Below are 18,012 nucleotides of genomic sequence, written 5' to 3' on the forward strand. Positions count from 1 at the left end.
ATCAGGCTGCTAGGACGCGGGTACTGCGTCCGCGAGCACTACCTGCGGAGCCCCGGCGGGGGCAACCGGCGCGGCTCCCACCTGGACGTTAACCCACGTCCTGATGCCGTTCCCGCCCAGGCTGAGCCGCGAAACGTAGGCACCTTCGGACAGGCCGGTCCAGGAAACCGTGGCAGAGGTGGCGGTGCCATTGGGGGCCACGATCGGATTCGGGTCCACCGTGAGGTTGCCGGCGTCCCCTGCGAAGGTGACCGCCTGCACGGACGCGCTGGCCGCGCCGTTGTCCGGCGTGGAGTAGAGGTTGACCGCAATGTAGTAAGTCCCGGCCCGGGGGGATTCCAGGTTCAGGAATTCGCTGGCAGCGGCCGTCGCCACCTGGGTGGCAGTCAGGCCGCCCGAAGCATTGGGGGCGTACACCACCATGTCCCAGTCGACGTCGTCCGACTGCGCCTGGACGCCCAGGCGGGCGAACGAGGCTCCCTGCGGAACTGCCACCTGAAGCAGCGCGTTGTGGGCGTCGTTCCGGGGCGCGTACGCGCCGGGAGTCTTGGTAATGGCCGTTTGGCTCAGCGGAGCCAGCCCCTCCACCCCTACGTTGATTGGGCTGTCCGAACCGGACACCAGTTCCATCGTGCCGCTCCCGCTGCCGGAAGCGGAGCTGAAGGAGAAGGACGGGGCGATCTGCGCATCAACGGGCCGGATTGCGATGGGAGAGCTCACAGTCCGCGGGCCCTTCCAGGCCAGGGTGCCGGTGCTGAACTTGCCCACCGGAGCGCTGACGTTCCGGATGGTCAGCGTGACCTCGCGGGTCTGGCCGGCCTTGGCGAAGTTCAGTGCGTTCGGCTCCACCTTGACATTGAATCCCGGCATGTTGACTTCCGGACGGTAGATTCCGGGAACCAAGGCAGTGAGCTGTCGCTTGACCTGCACTTCCCCCACCAGGCTGCCGAGTGCGATCGACGGAAGGTTCAGGTCGCGGGCCGCAATGGAGCCGGCCTGCGGAGCCCCGGTGTCCACGCCCTGGCCGTTGAGGAAGCCGAGCCAGTCCTTGATGCCTGAGTTGTAGACCAGGCCCGGATCCAGGACCCGGGTGGAGTCGATGTGGCCTGCGCCGCCCTGGAACGGATCCGTATTGGGCGTGCCGTCGGCGTTCACCAGCGGGTAAGCGGTGGTCATCATGGCAGACTTGACCATCGCGGGCGTCCACTTGGGCTGCTTGCCGAGCACCAGGGCGCCGAAGCCGGCGATGTGCGGCGCAGCCATGGAGGTTCCGGACATAAAGCCGAACTGGTCACCGTTGTTGCCGATGGTGGAGACGCCGGCAAGGACGTTCACACCGGGAGCCGCGACGTCCGGCTTCAGCAGGTCGCCGCCGGCGGCAAGGGTAGGTCCGCGGGAGGAGAAACCGGCGATCTGGGGCGCAGGTGCGGGCGGCAGGCCCGTAAGGTCGCCTTTGACCAGGCTGGCTGTGAGTGCGGGGTTCGCCTCCAGCTTCGACTTCAGGTCCAGGCTCTTGGGTGCGTTGACGTGCACTGTGGGCAGCACATGGTTGTCCGCGTCCTCGGAGCTGCTGGTGAGGTTCACCAAAATCATGCCAACGCCGCCCTTGTCCTGGACTTCCTGGCTCTTGGCCGTCCGGTCCACCACGCCGCGGTCGCAGACCACCACCTTGCCCGCAACCTTCGCCGGGTCGAGGGAGCCCGGGGCGCAGAGGTTGGGATTGGTGGCTCCGGCTGCTGCCGCAGCCGAGGCGACGACAACCGGCCTGTCTGCCACCTCGGACTTCATGATCGAAGCTCCGCGGTAGAGCGAGCCGTCCGAGACCTTGACGGTGCCCAGCAGGTCACTGGGGAACGTGGACGCGGCAACCGTGGTCAGCCACGGTGAGGAGTGGTTGACGGTGGACGCTGCGGGCCCGGAGTTGCCGGCTGAAGCGGACACAAAGACGCCTGCAGCGGCGGCATTCAGGAACGCAAGGGCTACGGGATCGGTGGTGGTGTTGTTGTTGCCGGAGATGGAGTAGTTCAGGACATCCACGCCGTCTTTGATTGCGGCCTCCACCGCCTCCACCGAGGCGGAGGAGTAGCAGCCGCCGGTGTTCGGGTTGGTGTCCTCCCAGCAGACTTTGTATACCGAGACCTTCGCGGAGGGGGCAACGCCGGAGCTCCTGCCGAAGTTTGCGCCGTCGATCACCTGCTCCACATTCGCGTTACCTGCGGCGGTGGTGGCCGTGTGGGTTCCGTGGCTTCCGACGTCGACCGGGGAGATGAGTTCCTCCGGGGCCCGGTTCTGCGGGGCTACGTATTGCAGGAACGAATCGGCGAAGTACCTTGCGCCAACAACCTTGGAGTTGCACAGGGAGCCGTCGAACGCCGCTCCGGTGCCCTGGCCTTTTTGGCATTCGCCCTCGAAGGTGGTGCCGTCAGCTTTGAGCATGGCGATCCGGCCTTCCGCGGTGCGGTATGGCACGCCCACCTGGGCCGGGCCGCTAAGGGGCTGTACCGGTTCGCCCTGGAGGAACGGGTTGTCCGGTGCGTAGCCCGAGTCGATGACGCCAACCACCATGCCCTTGCCGGCATTCGCTTCGCCGCCGAACTGCTTGGCCCAGACCCCGTCCGGGCCGGTCAGCTTAAGGAAATCCGTGGTGGTGTAGTCGGGAGCGTTCTCCGCGTCGGGTGCAACCACCATGACGCGCTCATCCTTGGAAAGTTCCATGGCCTGGGCGGCTGTCAGCTCGGCAGTGAAGCCGTTCAGCGCGGCCGTATACTGCTTTCCCGGGGTCACCCCCTGGCTTGCTGCCACCTCCCGCTGCTGCCTGCGCAGGTGTGCGTCATAGGCCCTGTAGCTGGCGCTGCCGGCGTCCAGCTTCCGCCCGTTGTCGGGCTTGGTTGCGCCAAGCCCGGGGGTGCCGCCCTCGTAAGCGGCGGCCGCTGCTTCCGCCAGGACCACGATGTAGCGGCCGTCCTTGAATTCGGCAGGTGCAGTTTCCATGGCAGCGACTGCCTGATCCAGCCCGGCAGGCGCCGCGGTGGCGGGACTGATGGCCATCGAGGTGAGGAGAAGCGGCAAGCCCACGGCAAGCGCCGCTGCCTTCCGGAATCCCCCGCCCCGCATGGGGCTCTTTCCAGTAGATCTCACGAGCAAACCTTTCACGATGTACCGGCCCAGCCACGGTTGGCGGCCCGAAACGACTGACTTTGCGCATGGAATTACAGATCTTGTCATTCCATGAGACCAGTCGATTCAAAGAGTACAGAGTGATAGCTGAATATGACATAGGACACAAAACCAATATTTTCGCCAGTCACATGGGAGCGGGAGACTGCGGCGGAGCACCAAAAAAGGACGCCCCGCAGGACGTCCTTACAAACCCTCAGATGGCAAGCGCTCCCGCTACTGGCGGGGTGTGCGGACCACCTCGCTGATCCACTGCCTGGTCTTCTCATCCACCGGCCCCGCCACCCTGTTCTCCCGGGCGAAACGGTCGGCTTTGATCTTTTGGAACACCATCCTGCCCAGTCCTGCAAACACTGCTGCGGCCACCATGGGCAACAGCACGGATTTCGAATTTTCAGCCATCCAGCAATCCTAGTGACGCAGGACGCGCAACTCCAGAACCCCCGCCCTGGCCCTGTTTCCGCCTTGGCCCCATACCGTCGGCCGCCGCCAGGCAGCCGTTTACAGGGTGGGGCGCTCCGGCCGGTAGAATGGGCTAGCAAGCTCGCGGAGCGCCCGTCCACAAGGTATAAGGAACCGTGCCTGGCACAACCTGTCCCAGACACCCCGGTACGGCGTGAGACGGCACCACTCCGCTGCGCCCTTACCCAAGCTCACGCACAGGAGTTACCGGATGCCCCGGATCGTTGTTGACGTCATGCCCAAGCCCGAGATTCTGGACCCGCAGGGGAAGGCGATCGTCGGCGCTCTCCCCCGCCTGGGCTTCACCAGCTTCAGCTCTGTCCGCCAGGGCAAGCGGTTCGAACTGACCGTCGACGGCGAGGTGACCGAGGAAATCCTGGCCCAGGCACGCGATGCCGCGGAGACCCTCCTGTCCAACCCCGTGATCGAGGACGTCGTCAACGTCGAGGTCGTCGAGGCCTGACATGACTGAACTCCCCCTGATCGGCGAAGCCGTCGCAGCCGCGGCGGAGCCGCGCCTCGCCGGTGCCCGCATCGGCATCGTTACCTTCCCCGGCACCCTCGACGACCGGGACGCCGCCCGCGCCGTGCGCCTTGCCGGCGGCACCGCCGTCGAACTTTGGCACGGTGACAGCCGGCTTGGCGACGTGGACGCCGTGGTCATCCCCGGCGGCTTTTCCTACGGCGACTACCTGCGTGCCGGCGCCATTGCCCGCTTCGCACCGTTGATGTCCAAAATCATCGACGCCGCCAATTCCGATGCCAGGCTGCCTGTCCTTGGCATCTGCAACGGCTTCCAGATCCTCACCGAGTCACACCTGCTGCCCGGCTCGATGATCAAGAACGACCACCTGAAGTTCCTCTGCCGCGACCAGGTGCTGCGCGTCGAGAACAGCAACACGGCCTGGACCCTGGACTACGAAGCCGGCCAGGAAATCACCGTCCCGCTGAAGAACCAGGACGGCCAGTACATCGCGGACGAAAAGACCCTGGACGCCCTTGAGGCGGAGGGCCGCGTCGTCTTCCGCTACGTGGGCTTCAACCCGAACGGCTCCCGCCGGGACATCGCCGGCATTTCCAACGCAGCCGGCAACGTGGTGGGGCTCATGCCGCACCCCGAGCACGCCGTGGAAGTTGGCTTCGGTCCCGAATCCCTCGATGGCATCGGCGGGTCCGACACCGACGGCCTGGGCTTCTTCACCTCCGTCCTGAACAAGATTGTGGGAGGCGACAAGTGACCACGGAAACCACCAAGAAGTTCAACATCGACACCGTTGAACATGCTGCCAAGACCCCGGACACGGAACTGCCCTGGGCGGAACTGGGCCTGAAGCGGAACGAGTTCGACGAGATCGTCAAGGTGCTTGGCCGCCGCCCCACCGGCGCCGAGCTTGCCATGTACTCCGTCATGTGGAGCGAGCACTGCTCCTACAAGTCCTCCAAGAACCACCTGCGCCAGTTCGGCCAGAAGGTCACCGAGGAAATGAAGAAGGACATGCTGGTGGGCATCGGCGAAAACGCCGGTGTGACCAACCTGGGGGACGGCTGGGCCGTGACCTTCAAGATCGAGTCGCACAACTCGCCGTCGTTCGTTGAGCCCTACCAGGGTGCCGCTACCGGCATCGGCGGCATTGTCCGCGACATCATCTCCATGGGCGCCCGCCCCGTTGCCGTGATGGACCCCCTGCGCTTCGGCGCCATCGACCACCCGGACACCGCCCGCGTCATGCACGGCGCGGTTGCCGGCATCGGCGGCTACGGCAACTCGCTGGGCCTGCCGAACATCGGCGGCGAAATGGTGTTTGACTCCGTGTACCAGGGCAACCCGCTGGTCAATGCCCTGGCTGTCGGCGTGATGCGGCACGAGGACATCCGCCTGGCCAACGCCTCCGGCAAGGGCAACAAGGTGGTCCTGTTCGGTGCGCGCACCGGCGGCGACGGCATCGGCGGTGCCTCCGTGCTGGCCTCCGAGTCCTTCGACGACACCAAGCCCTCCAAGCGTCCCGCCGTCCAGGTGGGCGACCCGTTCGCCGAGAAGGTCCTCATCGAGTGCTGCCTTGAACTGTTCAAGGGCTCCCTCGTTGAAGGCATCCAGGACCTCGGCGCGGCCGGCATCTCCTGCGCCACGTCGGAGCTGGCCTCCAACGGCGACGGAGGCATGCAGGTTGAGCTGACCTCCGTCCTGCTCCGCGACCCCACCCTGACCCCGGGCGAGATCCTGATGTCCGAGTCCCAGGAACGGATGATGGCCGTGGTAACCCCGGAGAACGTGGAAGCGTTCGAGGCCGTGATGGACAAGTGGGCCGTGGAGTACTCCTGGCTCGGCGAAGTGACCGACACCGGCCGCCTCATCATCACCTGGGAAGGCGAGGTGATCGTCGACGTCGATCCCCGCACCGTGGCACACGACGGACCGGTCTACGACCGCCCGTACGCCCGCCCCGAGTGGCAGGACCGCGTGCAGGCTGACACCTTCACCGGATCTGTCCAGGACACCGGCCGCCCCGCTGCCCCAGCTGAATTGGCAAAGGCCGTCACCGAGCTGGTGGCATCGCCGAACATGTGCTCCAAGTCCTGGATCACCAACCAGTACGACCGCTACGTGGGCGGCAACACTGCCATGGCCTTCCCTGACGACGCCGGCGTGGTCCGCGTGGATGAGGAAACCGGCCTGGGCGTGGCCCTGGCCACCGACGCCAACGGCCGCTACACCTACCTCGATCCGTACCATGGCGCCCAGCTGGCGCTGGCCGAGGCCTACCGCAACGTGGCCACCGCGGGTGCCGTGCCCATGGCCGTCAGTGACTGCCTGAACTTCGGCTCCCCCGAGGACCCGGACGTCATGTGGCAGCTCGCCGAGGCCATCCGCGGCCTGTCCGATGCCTGCATGGTGCTGGGCATCCCGGTGACCGGCGGCAACGTCTCCCTGTACAACCAGACGGGCACCACGCCCATCCACCCCTCCCCGGTGGTGGCGGTGCTGGGCAAGCTCGACGACGTTGCGCGCCGCACGCCGTCGGGCTGGCGTGAGGACGGCCAGGCGATTTACCTGCTGGGCACCACTGGTGCCGAGCTGGACGGTTCCGAGTGGGCCAACATGCGCGGCCACCTGGGCGGGCAGCCGCCGAAGGTGGACCTCGAGGCCGAGCGTGCGCTGGGCGAGATCCTGATTAACGCTTCCCGCGACGGCATGATCGACTCCGCGCACGACCTCTCCGAAGGCGGCCTTGCGGCAGCCTTGGTGGAGTCCTCGCTGCGCTACGGCGTGGGTGCCCGGATTGCGCTGCAGGATGTCCTGGACCGCGACGGCGTAGACCTGTTCACGGCCCTCTTCTCCGAGTCCCAGGGCCGCGCTGTTGTGGGCGTCCCGCGTTCGGAGGAAGTCCGGTTCACGGACATGTGCACCGCCCGCGGCTTCGCCCACACGCGCATCGGCGTGGTGGATGCGGCCAGCGGCACCCTGGAGATCAACGGAGTGGAGTCCCTGAACCTGGGCGCCCTCCGTGAAGCCCACGAGGGAACCCTGCCGAAGTACTTCGGCTGACCCCATCGATTGCTCCGTAGCTGCCGTTTTGAACCCTCAGAACGGCAGTTACGGAGCAATCGTTTGTTAACGACCCTTACCCCACCCGGCCTGGACCAGGGCCGTCCGGATTTTGGCGACCGCAGGTTTCGCATCGTTGAACATGTGGCGCTTCGAGATCCTTACCTCGGTCCAGCCCAGGGCTGCGTAGCGCTCGGACCGATCGATGTCCCGCACAATCTGTCCCTCTTCGCCATGGTGTTCGCCCTCGTATTCGATCCCGATCCGGTACTTCCGGTAGGAGAGATCCGGCTCGTGGTGCCTCATGCCGTCCTCCGAGATGATGGGAACGTTCAGCTCGGGTTCAGGCAGCCCGGCCCGTGCTACGGCCAGCCGAAGCAGTGTCTCCTGAGGTGAGTCGGAGCCAACGCGAACCAGCTTGACGGCTTCCTTGGCTTTCCGGAGTCCCCGTTTGCCTTTGTGCCGGTTGATCATCCGCTGAAGATCGCCGATGGAACACAACGGCATGTCCCGGCCCTCGAGCTCCAGCCTGGGCACCCGCACGCAGCTGTCCCCCATCACCACGAGTTCGTCCACCGTCAGCATCTCCGCCATGTCCAGCCAGGTGCGCTCCGGAGTGGTCACGGGAATTCCATCGACCACCGTCACCTCGTCGCTGTAAAGCTTCATTCTGTGCACGATGACATGCGGCCTGTTAAGGTGGGCCGCACCCTCCGGCCTGATGACATGGAACATTTCCGGATTTCCTTTCTGCTGGCGCCGCGGCAGGACCAGGAGCTCCGCCGCAGTGAGGTGCGAGGCGGCACATCGCACATTGACCTCAATGAAGGGCCGCACCCTGGCACTCAAGGGGAGCGCCGCCGTCGTGCGTTCCATGCGGATGCCCCTGCCACGACGGACCAACGACGCGTGACGCCAGCGCCGTGGGGATACTCCTGCGAGCGCCGCATCTGCAAGGGTGAAGGGGCCGGTCCGGAGTTCGTCCGGCAACGGGCGGGGCGTCTTCATCGGTCCATGAGACCAGAATCGGGGAAAGGCCGCAGAAGTTATCCACACCTCTCATCGATTGATCCGTACTTGTCGTTTTCGCGCGTGAAAACGACAAGTACTCAGCAGTCGACGGGGTTAGTCCTCGCTGTGGTGGTCACGCTGCCGGGCACTGAGAAGTTCCAATTCGGGCCGGGCTGCCACAAAGCGTTCGACGGCGTCCAGCACCTCAATGAGGTGGGCGCGGTCGGCTGCCACCAGCCCTGCGCCCACCTGCGAGCGCCGGTACTGGTCGTGATCACCCACCTCGGCAACCGAGACGTCGAAACGCCTCCTGACCTCGGCGAGCAGCGGCCTGATCACGGAGCGTTTTTCCTTCAGGCTCTGGACGTCACCGAGGAGGATGTCGAATTCGATCCAGCCGATCCACATGCCTTCATGCTATCGAGTGCTCCGTAATTGCCGCTTAGGAGTGCCAGAACGGCAGGTACGGAGCAATCGATGGGGTCAGATGGCGAGCTCGCCCATCTGGTCCCAGCCGTCACCGTCGAGCTGGCGGCTGATGATCCGGGGCGTTTCGGCGAGCGCCTGGGGCATGTCCGCCATAGCCTGCTTGAAGTGCGGGCTATTGACGTGGTCTCCGGCGGCGTCGTCCTTGAAGGCCTCCACCAGGACGAACTCGTTGGGGTCGTCCACGCTGCGGGACCAGTCGAACCAGAGGTTGCCCGGCTCCTCCCTGGTGGCTTGGGTAAAGTCGGAAACCAGGTCGAGCCAGCGCCCGGACCATTCAGGCTTGACCTTGAACTTGACGACAATGAAGATCACGTGGATGTTCCTTCCGCGGCGAGAGTGCGTGCCCCTTCAATGTACCGGGAGGTGACATAGCGTTGCGCCGCACGCGTGACAATGCCGCCGGCCGCGTAGAACCAGTTTGCTGGCCTGCTGAAGGCCCGGATCCGCAAAAACACCTCCCCGCGAGCGCTGATTTCCACTTCGAAGGATTCCTCGCCCCTTGCCGGGTGCCCGGGCAGCGTTCCGTATCCGAATCCTGCTGACTGCGGCATGTCCTCCCCGGCCGGTTCCCGGACCCACACCACCTGGCATGGCGCGTTCAGCCGGAAGGGCCCGGCCCCGAAGCCGCTCACCACCTGCGCCCCGGGCACCGCCACGGGGGAATCGGCGCGGACGCGGAGCCCTGCCCTCCGCTGCAGCTCCCAACTCAGTGTGCCGTCAGCAATCCGTCGGTACACGGCAAGTCCCGTACCCACCCGGACCTCCTTCAGCACGGTGGAGTAGCCCGCAGGTGCCGTGCCCTGCTCCGTGCCTCCGATGCCGGGGTAGTTGAGTGCTCCGGCCGCCCCGCCCTTACTGCCCACGTGCGCCGCCCAGGCGGGTCCAGCCCAGCTGCTCCTGCTGCTTCCTGGTGAGGCCTGCCACTACCAGGTCATAGGAGTCCTCCACCATGTCCCTGATCATGCCTTCCGGCAATGCTCCGTCCAGCTTCACACCGTTCCAATGGGCCTTGTTCATGTGCCAGGCTCCGGTGATTTCAGGGTGGGCGGCGCGGAGCTGAACGGCCAGGCCCGGCTCGCACTTGAGGTTCACGTACCCGTCCTTTGTGTTCATTGAGGAGAGCGCGAAAACCTTGCCCCCATTCCGGCCGCCGCCGGCAGCCTCGGCACGGACTTTGAAGACAGCGGTTTCAGGCCCGAACGGATAATCCTCGTACGCGCCGGGGAAGGATAGGCAGATTTTCCTCAGGGCGTCCGGGTCCATGCTGGAAGCCTACAAAGCCATCGCGTCCGGTGCTAGTCTGCGAAGATGTCACACGATCAGGGGGCCATACCTGTTCTTGACCTGGCTACGGCGCGGCAGGCCGACGGGTCATTCCACCCGGACTTTATCGAGCAGCTGCGTTACGCCACCCATAACGTGGGCTTCTTCCAGGTCACCGGCTACGGTGCGGCCAGCGGACAGGCTGAACACCTCCTGGACGTCATCAGGCGCTTCTTCGACTTGCCCCTGGAAGAACGCATGAAGCTGGACAACCGGCTTTCGCCACACTTCCGCGGCTACACCCGGATGGGCACCGAGGTGACCCAGGGAAGGGCTGACGCCCGGGAGCAGATCGACTATTCACCCGAACGGACGCCGGTAGCCGATTATCCGGAGGACCAGCCGTTCTGGCTGCTGCAGGGCCCCAACCTCTGGCCAGACGAGTCCTTTCCCGAACTGCGGCCCGCCGCCATGGAGTGGGCGGAATTGATGTCCCGCGTGGGCATGGAACTGCTCAGGGCCATCGCAGTTTCCCTGCAGCTTCCGGAGGACTACTTCGACGAGCCGTTCCAGGGGTCGCCGGCCTGGATGGGCAAGCTGGTGCACTATGTGGGAGGAGTGGTGGAGGCCGCTGGCGACCAGGGCGTGGGCTCGCATGCCGACTACGGATTCGTGACCCTGCTGCTCCAGGACAGCGTGGGCGGATTGGAGGTCCTGCCGCCCGGAGCCACCGAATGGGTTCCTGTGGAGCCGATTCCCGAAGCGTTGGTGGTGAACCTTGGCGAGATGCTGGAAGTGGCCACGGAAGGGTATTTGGCGGCCACCATCCATCGCGTTCAGGCCCCTCCACCAGGGGTGGACCGCTATTCTGTTCCATTTTTCTGGTCGCCAAGGCTTGATGCCGTAATCGATCCTGTCCCGCTGCCACCAGAGCTGAAGGCGGCGGCGAGGGGAATCACCGATGATCCGGCCAATCCCCTGCTTTCGTCATTCGGCCTCAACATGCTCAAGGGCAGGATGCGCGCGCACCCGGACGTCACCGAGCGGCACTATCCGGAGTTCTTGAAGCGCTGAAGTCCCTGCGTGTCAGAGGTTGAACTTCCAGGCCTGCTGGGCCGGGCAGCTGTCCATCACGACGTCCAGTCCCGCCGCCTTGGCCCGCTCCGCCGCAGCCTCGTCGATGACGCCCAGCTGCATCCACACCGCTTTTGCTCCCACTGCAATCGCCTGGTCCACTACGGCCCCCACTTTTTGGGAGTTAACAAAGCAGTCGACGACGTCGATGGGCTGCTTTGAAGGCGGAATGTCCAGGAGGCTGCGGTACCCGGTTTCGCCGTGGACGGGGTCCCCCGGGAGGTTGACCGGGATGATTTCCATGCCCAGGCGGTCCCTGATGAACAGCGAGGTATCGAAGGCGGCCCGCCACTCGTTGGTGCTGAGGCCAACGACGGCCCAGCGCCCTTTGGTGCGCATCAGGCGTTCAATGACTGCGGGATCGTTAGTATGGCCCATGGGCCCAGCCTACGCGGCGAACCAGGCGGCACGGCCAGCACCCCGCCAGCCAGGGACCGCTTAGCGGACGAACTTTTCCAGCCACTTGGCCCCCGGCATGACCTTTGCGACCTTGGAATCAGCGTTGCCCTGCACTCCTGCCAGCTCCCCGGCTCCCGCAAGGATGCCGGAAGCAGGGCCAACCCCGTACCCTGATTCTCCTTCGCCTGCATCAGGTGCGTTGCCCGGGCCGGACCCCTGGTCCGCCCTGTCCGGGGAAGCAGCTTTGGACCCGCCGTTTTGCGCGGCCGCCCCGTCATTCTTCCCCGGCTCCTTCGCGCCGCCCTGTCCGGTAACACCGGAAGGTCCCCCCGCACCGTTCCGGACCTGCCCGGGCGATTGCGGCAAGGAAGCCTGCCTGGATGGCTGCGATTGCAGGGCGAACGGCGAATCCCCGGCAACCGGGGCTTCACTGCCGGCCAGCCCGGCGTCCTGCTGCGGCGGGATGCCGCTACCGTCGTCGTCATTGGCCTGCTGAAGGAACCCTGGGGCGGTGGCCTGGGGCGTGCCGATGGTCCAGGAGGGCGCCCAGTCCTCAAGCATCTGCTGTATCGAGAGGCTGCCGGCCGGGGCGGAACCGGCCGGGCTGGCCGCAACAGTACCCACACCCATGCCCATTCCAGCCACGAGCGCCAAGCCCACGACCGTGGGACGGTGTGAACGGAGCCGGCGGCGCCTGCCGAGCTCGTCGCCCGGGACGTTCCTGGTGTCTTCGCTGCGTTGAGCGGGGACACTTTCCGGTGCCGCATCGACGGGCTCGCCCAGCAACGCTGCCAGCCGTCCCGAAGGAACCGGCACAGGCAGGTCTGCCAGCCGGCCCACGGCGAGGAGTGCGCGGCGAAGTTCCGCGTCCTGTGCCAGGCCTGCATCGAGGAGCATCTCCTCCGCAATGGCGGACAGGTGGCGTGCTTGTGGTGTCACGGCTTCAGGTACTCCTTCACTTCCGCAAGGTCCCGGAGCTTGAGGAGTGCCCGGCGCTGGAGCTGCTTCACGGAGCCCTCACTCTTGCCCATGGCGTCCGCTGCCTGCTCCACGGTGAGTCCGGCCACGAGGCGGAGGGCCAGTACCTCGCGCTGGTCGTGCGGCAAAGAGTCAAGCAGACCAAGGACTTCCTGCGGCGAAATACGCTCAAGGGCCTCTGATTCAGCCGACGAATCTTGCCGCTGGTCCAGTTCCGGCTCAAACGGCAGTTTGGCGGGCATGCGGCTTTGGCGCCGGTGGTCGTCCACCATCCTGGCGTGGGCCACCGAAAAGATGAATGTACGAAGTCCTGCGGCTCCCCCGTGGACAGAGTCAAGGCGCGGCAGGATGGAAAGGAACACTTCCTGCATGGCCGCCTCCGGATCCTCGACACCCCGGGCTGTCAGGTAGCCCAGAACCTGTGATGCATACGTCCGATAGACAAGGCTGAAGCCGGCTGCCCCGACGGGCCCGTCCCGCAGGTCCTCGTCTGTCAGGGCATCACTCACGGACGTAGTGCTTTCAGTCAAAAGGGGGTTCGTTTGAACGGAGAAGCTGTCCGGCCTGTGTAAGGCCGGTTTCCCGGCACAACTTTACCCCCAGGGTAATCACCGCCCGGGACCGCCACGCGCATCCCGCCGGTCCCATGCGGCAGCTGCCCCTGCCCTCGGAAAGTGGAAGAGCCGGTCTGGAACGTGATGGGGGACAAGTTCCAGACCGGCGCTACATATGGGTAATCGCTGCAGGCACGCCAAGGGTTACGCGTGTGGGGAAAAAACTTTGAAGATCTTTTTTCCAGGGAATCAGCGGGCTGCCGCGGCACTCCAGCGTGGCCTGGTTCCCTGCCGCCGAGGCCCTTTGGCGAGGACAAAGGTGTGCACTCCTGCCGGGACGCGCGGGCCATCACAGTCCACCCCGGCGGGCACTGGTACCCGGACCTGCACGTCAGCCGCGGCCTGGCGCACGGCCACGCCGGCGGGGCAGAGATCGGTGACCAGCCCGGTCCCTGCACATTCGCGGACCGCGGCGATGCCGGCCGCGAGGGCATGCTTGTCCTCGTATGGTCCGGAGACAGCCACCACTGCGCCGTCAGGTGCCAAGAGCCGGAACCTGAAATACGCGTCAGAGTCAACGAACGCTTCGAACTTTCCGGCCATGACAATCCTTCCTCGGGTCACACGGTGTACAGACGAGTCTCGCGGGCGCGCCTTCGGCCCCACAAGGCCAACCGCGTTAATCCTGTGTAAATTGATCCACGCCCCGGAGGCCCTGGCAAACGCAAGCGGCGGACCCCCTCGGAAAGGTGGCCCGCCGCCGTCGCAATTCCTGCCCGGTCAGTCGTTGATGAGGTCGTTCACTACGATGGTCTGGTCCCGGTCCGGCCCCACGCCGATTGCGGAGAAGCGCGTGCCGGACAGCTTCTCAAGCGCAAGCACGTAATTGCGTGCGTTTTCCGGCAGGTCTGCCAGGGTACGGGCGGTGGTGATGTCCTCGGTCCAGCCCTCGAAGTACTCGAAGATGGGCTTGGCGTGGTGGAATTCGGTCTGCGTCATGGGCATTTCATCGTGCCTGACGCCGTCCACGTCATAGGCCACGCACACAGGGATCTGCTCGATGCCAGTGAGCACGTCCAGCTTGGTGACGAAGTAGTCCGTGAAGCCGTTGACGCGGGAGGCGTGGCGGGCCAGGACGGCGTCGTACCAGCCGCAGCGGCGGGGTCGGCCGGTGTTGACACCGAACTCGCCGCCTGTCTTCTGCAGGTACATGCCCATCTCGTCAAAGAGTTCCGTGGGGAACGGGCCGGCGCCCACGCGGGTGGTGTACGCCTTGATGATGCCGATGGAGCGCGAGATGCGGGTGGGCCCGATGCCCGAACCAACGGAGGCGCCTCCTGCCGTGGGGTTGGAGGAGGTCACGAACGGGTACGTCCCGTGGTCCACGTCCAGGAAGGTCGCCTGGCCGCCTTCCATCAGGACTACCTTGCCCTCGTCCAAAGCCGAGTTCAGGACCAGGGTGCTGTCGATGACCAGCGGGCGGAGCCGCTCGGCGAAGGACAGGAAGTACTCCACGATCTCGTCCACCACCACGCCGCGGCGGTTGTAAACCTTGACCAGGAGCTCATTCTTCTGGCGCAGCGACCCTTCCACCTTCTGGCGGAGGATGGACTCGTCGAAGACGTCCTGCACGCGGATGCCCAGGCGGGCCACCTTGTCCATGTAGGCCGGGCCAATGCCGCGGCCTGTTGTGCCAATGGCGCGGCTGCCGAGGAAACGTTCCGTGACCTTATCCAGCACCTGGTGGTACGGGGCCACCAGGTGGGCGTTGGCCGAGACGCGGAGCTTGGAGGTGTCCGCACCGCGGGCCTGCAGGCCGTCAATTTCCTGGAAAAGGGCCTCGAGGTTGACCACGCAGCCGTTACCGATAATGGGGACAGCGTTGGGGCTGAGAATGCCTGCCGGCAACAGCTTGAGTTCGTACTTTTCACCGCCTACGACGACGGTGTGCCCGGCGTTGTTGCCGCCGTTTGGCTTGACGACGTAATCAACACGGCCGCCCAGGAGATCGGTGGCCTTGCCTTTTCCTTCGTCGCCCCACTGGGCTCCTACGATCACAATTGCTGGCATGGGATCCTCCCCCATTCGTTCGGGCTGCCCGGGTAGCCACCAAGTGGCGGTCCTGCGCAGCGCCGTTCATGAGAATGCCCCGAACGTACCGGCCTTCGCTGGTCCGCGGGGCGGCGCAACGACGCAAGAGTTCCGGGGCTCTTACCACCCAAGTTTAGCCGATGAGGGACTTTGTCCACTCGTTGGCCGCCGCGGTCCTTCCTGCAGGGTAAAGGGCTCCCGCAGGGAGGACCGCGGCGCACTGTCAGCGCGGGCTGCTACTCGTCGTCGGCTTCCTCTCCCGGGCGGGAGGTCTGGGTGGCGAGGCTGTCCCAGAAGGAGGTGTCGGCGTCGGCAATTGAACCGTCAGCAATGGCAGCGGCGGTGGCGGTCAGCGTGGTCACCGTCTGCTTGATCAGGTAGCCGTTGCTCCGGAGCCCCAGGGCGTAGCCGTCCAGGTAGTGGTCGGACATGCCGCGCATCTCGAACAGGAGCGTTGCGATGCCGTATTCCACTGCGATGCCATTGCGGCTGATGGTTTCGGCGCTGCCGCCCAAGTACTTGCCCAGGTGGCCCCAGCCCGTGGAGTCAACGTTGTGGAACACCACGGCGCCCAGCTGCTTGGACTTTTCCACCACGGCCGGATCAGCGTTGGGGGTGGTGGGGTACAGGATGGACCCCGACACCAGTTCACCGTCCCGCTGGCTGCGGGTGCCCTGGTGGTGCAGGTCGATCATGTAGTCCACGTTGTACTTGCGCATCACGTTGTTGTGCAGCGCCTGGGTCTCAGGCTGGACCTTGGCCACGTGGTCCCGGTTGAGGTCAACCTCCTCCGCGTTGTAGCGGGTCATGTTCCGGTCGCCCTTGGCCAGGTAGTCGTCCAGCGGGAAGTTCACATCGCCCATGGCGCCGTCCGCATTAAGCATGGGCACGATGAGGATGTTCACGCCGTCCAGGACATCCTGCGATTTGCCGGTGCCAAGGTGCTTGACGAATTCCAGCGCACCTTCGGTGGTGAGCTGCTCGTTGCCGTGCTGCTGCGTCAGGTAGAGGATGGTGGGCTTGGCCGGGTCTGAAATGTACTTGACCAGGTGGATGTCCCGGCCCTTCACCGTTTGGCCGATGACTTCAAGCTCCATGGCCGACTGGCGGGCGTCCTGGTCTTTGAGGAACGAGACCATCTGGTCATAGGTGGCAAGCTTCGATGTGGTGATCTGGCCGTTGCCGTCATAGTTGGGGCCTTCGCCGACGGCGAGCGCGGGTGCGGGCGCAGCTATTGCTGCAAGGGCCAGGGCCCCCGATACTGCCAGGGTCCTGAAGGTTGCCAGGGTATTTCTCACGGTGCTGTACCTCTTCCGGTGCAATTGGGTGCGACCAGCCCGCCATGTCCCCATCACGGGCTGTGACAAAAGCCAACCAAGCTGGATTAATCCTGTCAATGGACGTGACTGGATCCTGCAGGCAGTTATTACGTTCTGAAAGATACGCGCCTGAAGCCGTCCCCAGGGGCTCCGGCGACCTGTCCATGCGTTTTGGGTCCGGGCGACCGGCGTTTCGTTTGGCGGGGCTTGCTAAACTGGCAAAGGCCGACCAGGAATCGGCCCACCCCAAATAACCGCCGTTGATGAGCCATGCCGCCGTGCGCCCATTTCCACCGGCGGAAGCACCATCAATCCCCGCAGGAGATCAAGCACTTCATGACAGCCCTGGCACCCGAATCCTTCCATGAGCAACTCCTGAGCCGCCGCTACGAACCCAACGTTGCTGCCGTTAACGAACTGTGCGATTCCCTGCAGGACGCCAAGCCCGGCACTATGGTGCCCTACGTCGATCCCATGCACGATGTGGACGAGTGCCGCATCATCAGCCTGTACTCGAACATCGGGGAGGCAGACAAGTCAGGCTTCATCACACCCGGGGACGACGACGCCGCCACCCGGATGCTGGGTATCCAGTGGAAGCTGGGCCTGCGTCCCGAGTTCGTGATGCCGTGGAATGTCCACCCCTGGCACATCCCCGGCGAGGCAAACGGCAAATTCACCCCGGACCAGATCTCGGCAGGCCTCAAGCCGCTGCTCAAGTTCCTGGCGGTGGTTCCCCGCGCCTCGGTCATCGTTGCCCACGGCACTGAAGCCAACCGCCTGGCCAACCTGCTCCTGAAGACCGAAGTCCCGCTGCTCTGGCGCCGTGGCCTGAAGACGTACAAGGTGCGCTCCCTCAGCGGCCGTGCCTTCGCCGGTTCGCCTGCCCGCCAGGAGGAATACCTCGAGGACATGCGGGTCGCCTATGCGGACGCGATGGCGCGGACAGGGCTGCAGAAGTCCCCATCCGCCCCCTAACCTCGCAAGCTCGGCCAGGGAACCCTGGGGACGTGGGCCCATACCACCAGAATCACCGCTTACGACGGCGGGCGGTCACCTTTGGCGAAAAAGGTGACCGCCCGCCGTCGTTCGTTAAACCAACGCGGGGTCACTAAACGCCGTCTCCGAGTCCCGGAAAGGGCGTTAAGTGACCCCGCGTTGCTGTTGCTAGGAAGCTTCGATGGCTGCCTTGGCCGCAGGGTCGGAATCATTGAGGAACTTCTCGATCCGTGCCGGCTCTTCCGCTTCGCCAATCGCAGCCGAGGCGCGGCCGAGCGAGTACAGCGCCCGCAGGAAGCCGCGGTTGGGCTCGTGCTCCCACGGGATCGGACCCACACCGCGCCAGCCGTTGCGGCGCAGCGAGTCCAGGCCGCGGTGGTATCCGACCCGCGAGTAGGCGTAGGAATCGATGGTGCGTCCCTCTGCCCATGCCTCTTCGGCAAGCACGGCCCACAGCAGCGAAGATGTGGGGTGCTTCTCCACGAGGTCCAGTGCTTCCCGGCCCGCTTCCAGCTGCTCGTAAACCTCTGTCTCGGCGGGCAGGAGCGTGGGCTCCGGGCCCATCAGGTTCCTGCGGAACTCGTCGGACATT

Annotated in this window: 19 protein-coding genes; 5 read left to right on the forward strand and 14 right to left on the reverse strand. The window is 65.2% G+C overall.

Going from position 1 to position 18,012, the window contains the following annotated elements:
* Nucleotides 1-9: 9 nt before the first annotated feature.
* Together Q9R30_RS07915 and Q9R30_RS07920 are read right to left on the reverse strand one after the other, a co-directional pair.
* A complete protein-coding gene (locus Q9R30_RS07915) occupies nt 10-3,114 on the reverse strand; it encodes a S8 family serine peptidase (RefSeq protein ID WP_396136710.1) in 3,105 nt (1,034 codons plus the stop codon).
* 279 nt (nt 3,115-3,393) lie between these two features.
* Nucleotides 3,394-3,579: a hypothetical protein gene (locus Q9R30_RS07920; RefSeq protein ID WP_104996697.1), complete on the reverse strand. Its 186-nt coding sequence runs from the start codon at nt 3,577-3,579 to the stop codon at nt 3,394-3,396.
* Nucleotides 3,580-3,850: 271 nt separating this feature from the next.
* Between Q9R30_RS07920 and purS the strand changes: the two genes are divergently transcribed.
* From purS to purL, 3 genes are read left to right on the forward strand one after another with little or no spacing between them, the layout of a single operon-like run.
* Entirely contained in the window at nt 3,851-4,102 is a 252-nt protein-coding gene (gene purS / locus Q9R30_RS07925; RefSeq protein WP_015935902.1) for a phosphoribosylformylglycinamidine synthase subunit PurS, read from the forward strand.
* A 1-nt stretch (nt 4,103) separates the two neighbouring features.
* Nucleotides 4,104-4,877: a phosphoribosylformylglycinamidine synthase subunit PurQ gene (purQ, locus tag Q9R30_RS07930; RefSeq protein WP_104996696.1), complete on the forward strand. Its 774-nt coding sequence runs from the start codon at nt 4,104-4,106 to the stop codon at nt 4,875-4,877.
* Entirely contained in the window at nt 4,874-7,183 is a 2,310-nt protein-coding gene (gene purL / locus Q9R30_RS07935) for a phosphoribosylformylglycinamidine synthase subunit PurL (protein WP_104996695.1), read from the forward strand. The genes purQ and purL overlap by 4 nt, the downstream gene beginning before the upstream one ends.
* Before the next feature lie 66 nt (nt 7,184-7,249).
* Here the strand turns inward: purL and Q9R30_RS07940 are convergent, their stop codons facing one another.
* The 5 genes from Q9R30_RS07940 to Q9R30_RS07960 form a co-directional block, all read right to left on the reverse strand.
* Entirely contained in the window at nt 7,250-8,059 is an 810-nt protein-coding gene (locus Q9R30_RS07940; protein ID WP_311217255.1) for a hypothetical protein, read from the reverse strand.
* Between the two features lie 249 nt (nt 8,060-8,308).
* Nucleotides 8,309-8,602, reverse strand: coding sequence for a DUF503 domain-containing protein (locus Q9R30_RS07945; protein WP_104996693.1), 294 nt, complete (start codon nt 8,600-8,602; stop codon nt 8,309-8,311).
* Nucleotides 8,603-8,677: 75 nt separating this feature from the next.
* The gene (locus Q9R30_RS07950) at nt 8,678-8,995 is read right to left on the reverse strand and encodes a putative quinol monooxygenase (RefSeq protein WP_311217256.1); all 318 of its coding nucleotides are present in this window, start codon (nt 8,993-8,995) and stop codon (nt 8,678-8,680) included.
* A complete protein-coding gene (locus tag Q9R30_RS07955; RefSeq protein WP_311217257.1) occupies nt 8,992-9,546 on the reverse strand; it encodes a DUF1990 domain-containing protein in 555 nt (184 codons plus the stop codon). The genes Q9R30_RS07950 and Q9R30_RS07955 overlap by 4 nt, the downstream gene beginning before the upstream one ends.
* A complete protein-coding gene (locus Q9R30_RS07960) occupies nt 9,536-9,946 on the reverse strand; it encodes an MmcQ/YjbR family DNA-binding protein (RefSeq protein WP_311217258.1) in 411 nt (136 codons plus the stop codon). Before Q9R30_RS07960 ends, Q9R30_RS07955 begins: the two co-directional genes overlap by 11 nt.
* Nucleotides 9,947-9,991: 45 nt before the next feature.
* Here Q9R30_RS07960 and Q9R30_RS07965 point away from each other — a divergent pair, with 45 nt between their 5' ends.
* Complete coding sequence (locus Q9R30_RS07965; RefSeq protein WP_311217259.1) at nt 9,992-11,020, forward strand: 2-oxoglutarate and iron-dependent oxygenase domain-containing protein; 1,029 nt, start codon at nt 9,992-9,994, stop codon at nt 11,018-11,020.
* A gap of 12 nt (nt 11,021-11,032) precedes the next feature.
* Here Q9R30_RS07965 and Q9R30_RS07970 read toward each other — a convergent pair whose 3' ends face one another.
* The 6 genes from Q9R30_RS07970 to Q9R30_RS07995 form a co-directional block, all read right to left on the reverse strand.
* The gene (locus Q9R30_RS07970; protein WP_311217260.1) at nt 11,033-11,458 is read right to left on the reverse strand and encodes a CoA-binding protein; all 426 of its coding nucleotides are present in this window, start codon (nt 11,456-11,458) and stop codon (nt 11,033-11,035) included.
* 60 nt (nt 11,459-11,518) lie between these two features.
* A complete protein-coding gene (locus tag Q9R30_RS07975; RefSeq protein ID WP_311217261.1) occupies nt 11,519-12,418 on the reverse strand; it encodes a hypothetical protein in 900 nt (299 codons plus the stop codon).
* Entirely contained in the window at nt 12,415-12,966 is a 552-nt protein-coding gene (locus tag Q9R30_RS07980; RefSeq protein WP_104996686.1) for an RNA polymerase sigma factor, read from the reverse strand. Before Q9R30_RS07980 ends, Q9R30_RS07975 begins: the two co-directional genes overlap by 4 nt.
* A gap of 294 nt (nt 12,967-13,260) precedes the next feature.
* Nucleotides 13,261-13,614 carry a YegP family protein gene (locus Q9R30_RS07985; protein WP_311217262.1) on the reverse strand — a complete coding sequence of 118 codons (354 nt, stop codon included), beginning with the start codon at nt 13,612-13,614 and terminating at the stop codon, nt 13,261-13,263.
* 177 nt (nt 13,615-13,791) lie between these two features.
* Complete coding sequence (locus Q9R30_RS07990; protein WP_104996684.1) at nt 13,792-15,081, reverse strand: adenylosuccinate synthase; 1,290 nt, start codon at nt 15,079-15,081, stop codon at nt 13,792-13,794.
* A 257-nt stretch (nt 15,082-15,338) separates the two neighbouring features.
* Complete coding sequence (locus Q9R30_RS07995) at nt 15,339-16,454, reverse strand: M14 family zinc carboxypeptidase (protein WP_396136711.1); 1,116 nt, start codon at nt 16,452-16,454, stop codon at nt 15,339-15,341.
* A 303-nt stretch (nt 16,455-16,757) separates the two neighbouring features.
* On the opposite strand from Q9R30_RS07995, the gene Q9R30_RS08000 reads away from it, so the two are divergent.
* A complete protein-coding gene (locus Q9R30_RS08000) occupies nt 16,758-17,399 on the forward strand; it encodes a uracil-DNA glycosylase (RefSeq protein ID WP_104999593.1) in 642 nt (213 codons plus the stop codon).
* A 189-nt stretch (nt 17,400-17,588) separates the two neighbouring features.
* Here Q9R30_RS08000 and Q9R30_RS08005 read toward each other — a convergent pair whose 3' ends face one another.
* Nucleotides 17,589-18,011 (reverse strand): DUF3151 domain-containing protein, encoded by a 423-nt coding sequence (locus tag Q9R30_RS08005; RefSeq protein WP_104996682.1) that lies wholly within the window; start codon nt 18,009-18,011, stop codon nt 17,589-17,591.
* Nucleotide 18,012: the final 1 nt, after the last annotated feature.

Source organism: Arthrobacter sp. AB6, assembly GCF_031844545.1.
In the GTDB taxonomy this organism is placed as follows: Bacteria; Actinomycetota; Actinomycetes; order Actinomycetales; family Micrococcaceae; genus Arthrobacter.

Coding starts and splice junctions, on each gene's coding strand:
- Q9R30_RS07915 (WP_396136710.1), bottom strand. CDS start 3,114: ATGCGGGGCGGGGGATTCCGGAAGGCAGCGGCGCTTGCCGTGGGCTTG.
- Q9R30_RS07920 (WP_104996697.1), bottom strand. CDS start 3,579: ATGGCTGAAAATTCGAAATCCGTGCTGTTGCCCATGGTGGCCGCAGCA.
- purS (WP_015935902.1), top strand. CDS start 3,851: ATGCCCCGGATCGTTGTTGACGTCATGCCCAAGCCCGAGATTCTGGAC.
- purQ (WP_104996696.1), top strand. CDS start 4,104: ATGACTGAACTCCCCCTGATCGGCGAAGCCGTCGCAGCCGCGGCGGAG.
- Q9R30_RS07940 (WP_311217255.1), bottom strand. CDS start 8,059: ATGGAACGCACGACGGCGGCGCTCCCCTTGAGTGCCAGGGTGCGGCCC.
- Q9R30_RS07945 (WP_104996693.1), bottom strand. CDS start 8,602: ATGTGGATCGGCTGGATCGAATTCGACATCCTCCTCGGTGACGTCCAG.
- Q9R30_RS07960 (WP_311217258.1), bottom strand. CDS start 9,946: ATGGACCCGGACGCCCTGAGGAAAATCTGCCTATCCTTCCCCGGCGCG.
- Q9R30_RS07965 (WP_311217259.1), top strand. CDS start 9,992: ATGTCACACGATCAGGGGGCCATACCTGTTCTTGACCTGGCTACGGCG.
- Q9R30_RS07970 (WP_311217260.1), bottom strand. CDS start 11,458: ATGGGCCATACTAACGATCCCGCAGTCATTGAACGCCTGATGCGCACC.
- Q9R30_RS07985 (WP_311217262.1), bottom strand. CDS start 13,614: ATGGCCGGAAAGTTCGAAGCGTTCGTTGACTCTGACGCGTATTTCAGG.
- Q9R30_RS07990 (WP_104996684.1), bottom strand. CDS start 15,081: ATGCCAGCAATTGTGATCGTAGGAGCCCAGTGGGGCGACGAAGGAAAA.
- Q9R30_RS07995 (WP_396136711.1), bottom strand. CDS start 16,454: ATGGGGACATGGCGGGCTGGTCGCACCCAATTGCACCGGAAGAGGTAC.
- Q9R30_RS08000 (WP_104999593.1), top strand. CDS start 16,758: ATGACAGCCCTGGCACCCGAATCCTTCCATGAGCAACTCCTGAGCCGC.
- Q9R30_RS08005 (WP_104996682.1), bottom strand. CDS start 18,011: ATGTCCGACGAGTTCCGCAGGAACCTGATGGGCCCGGAGCCCACGCTC.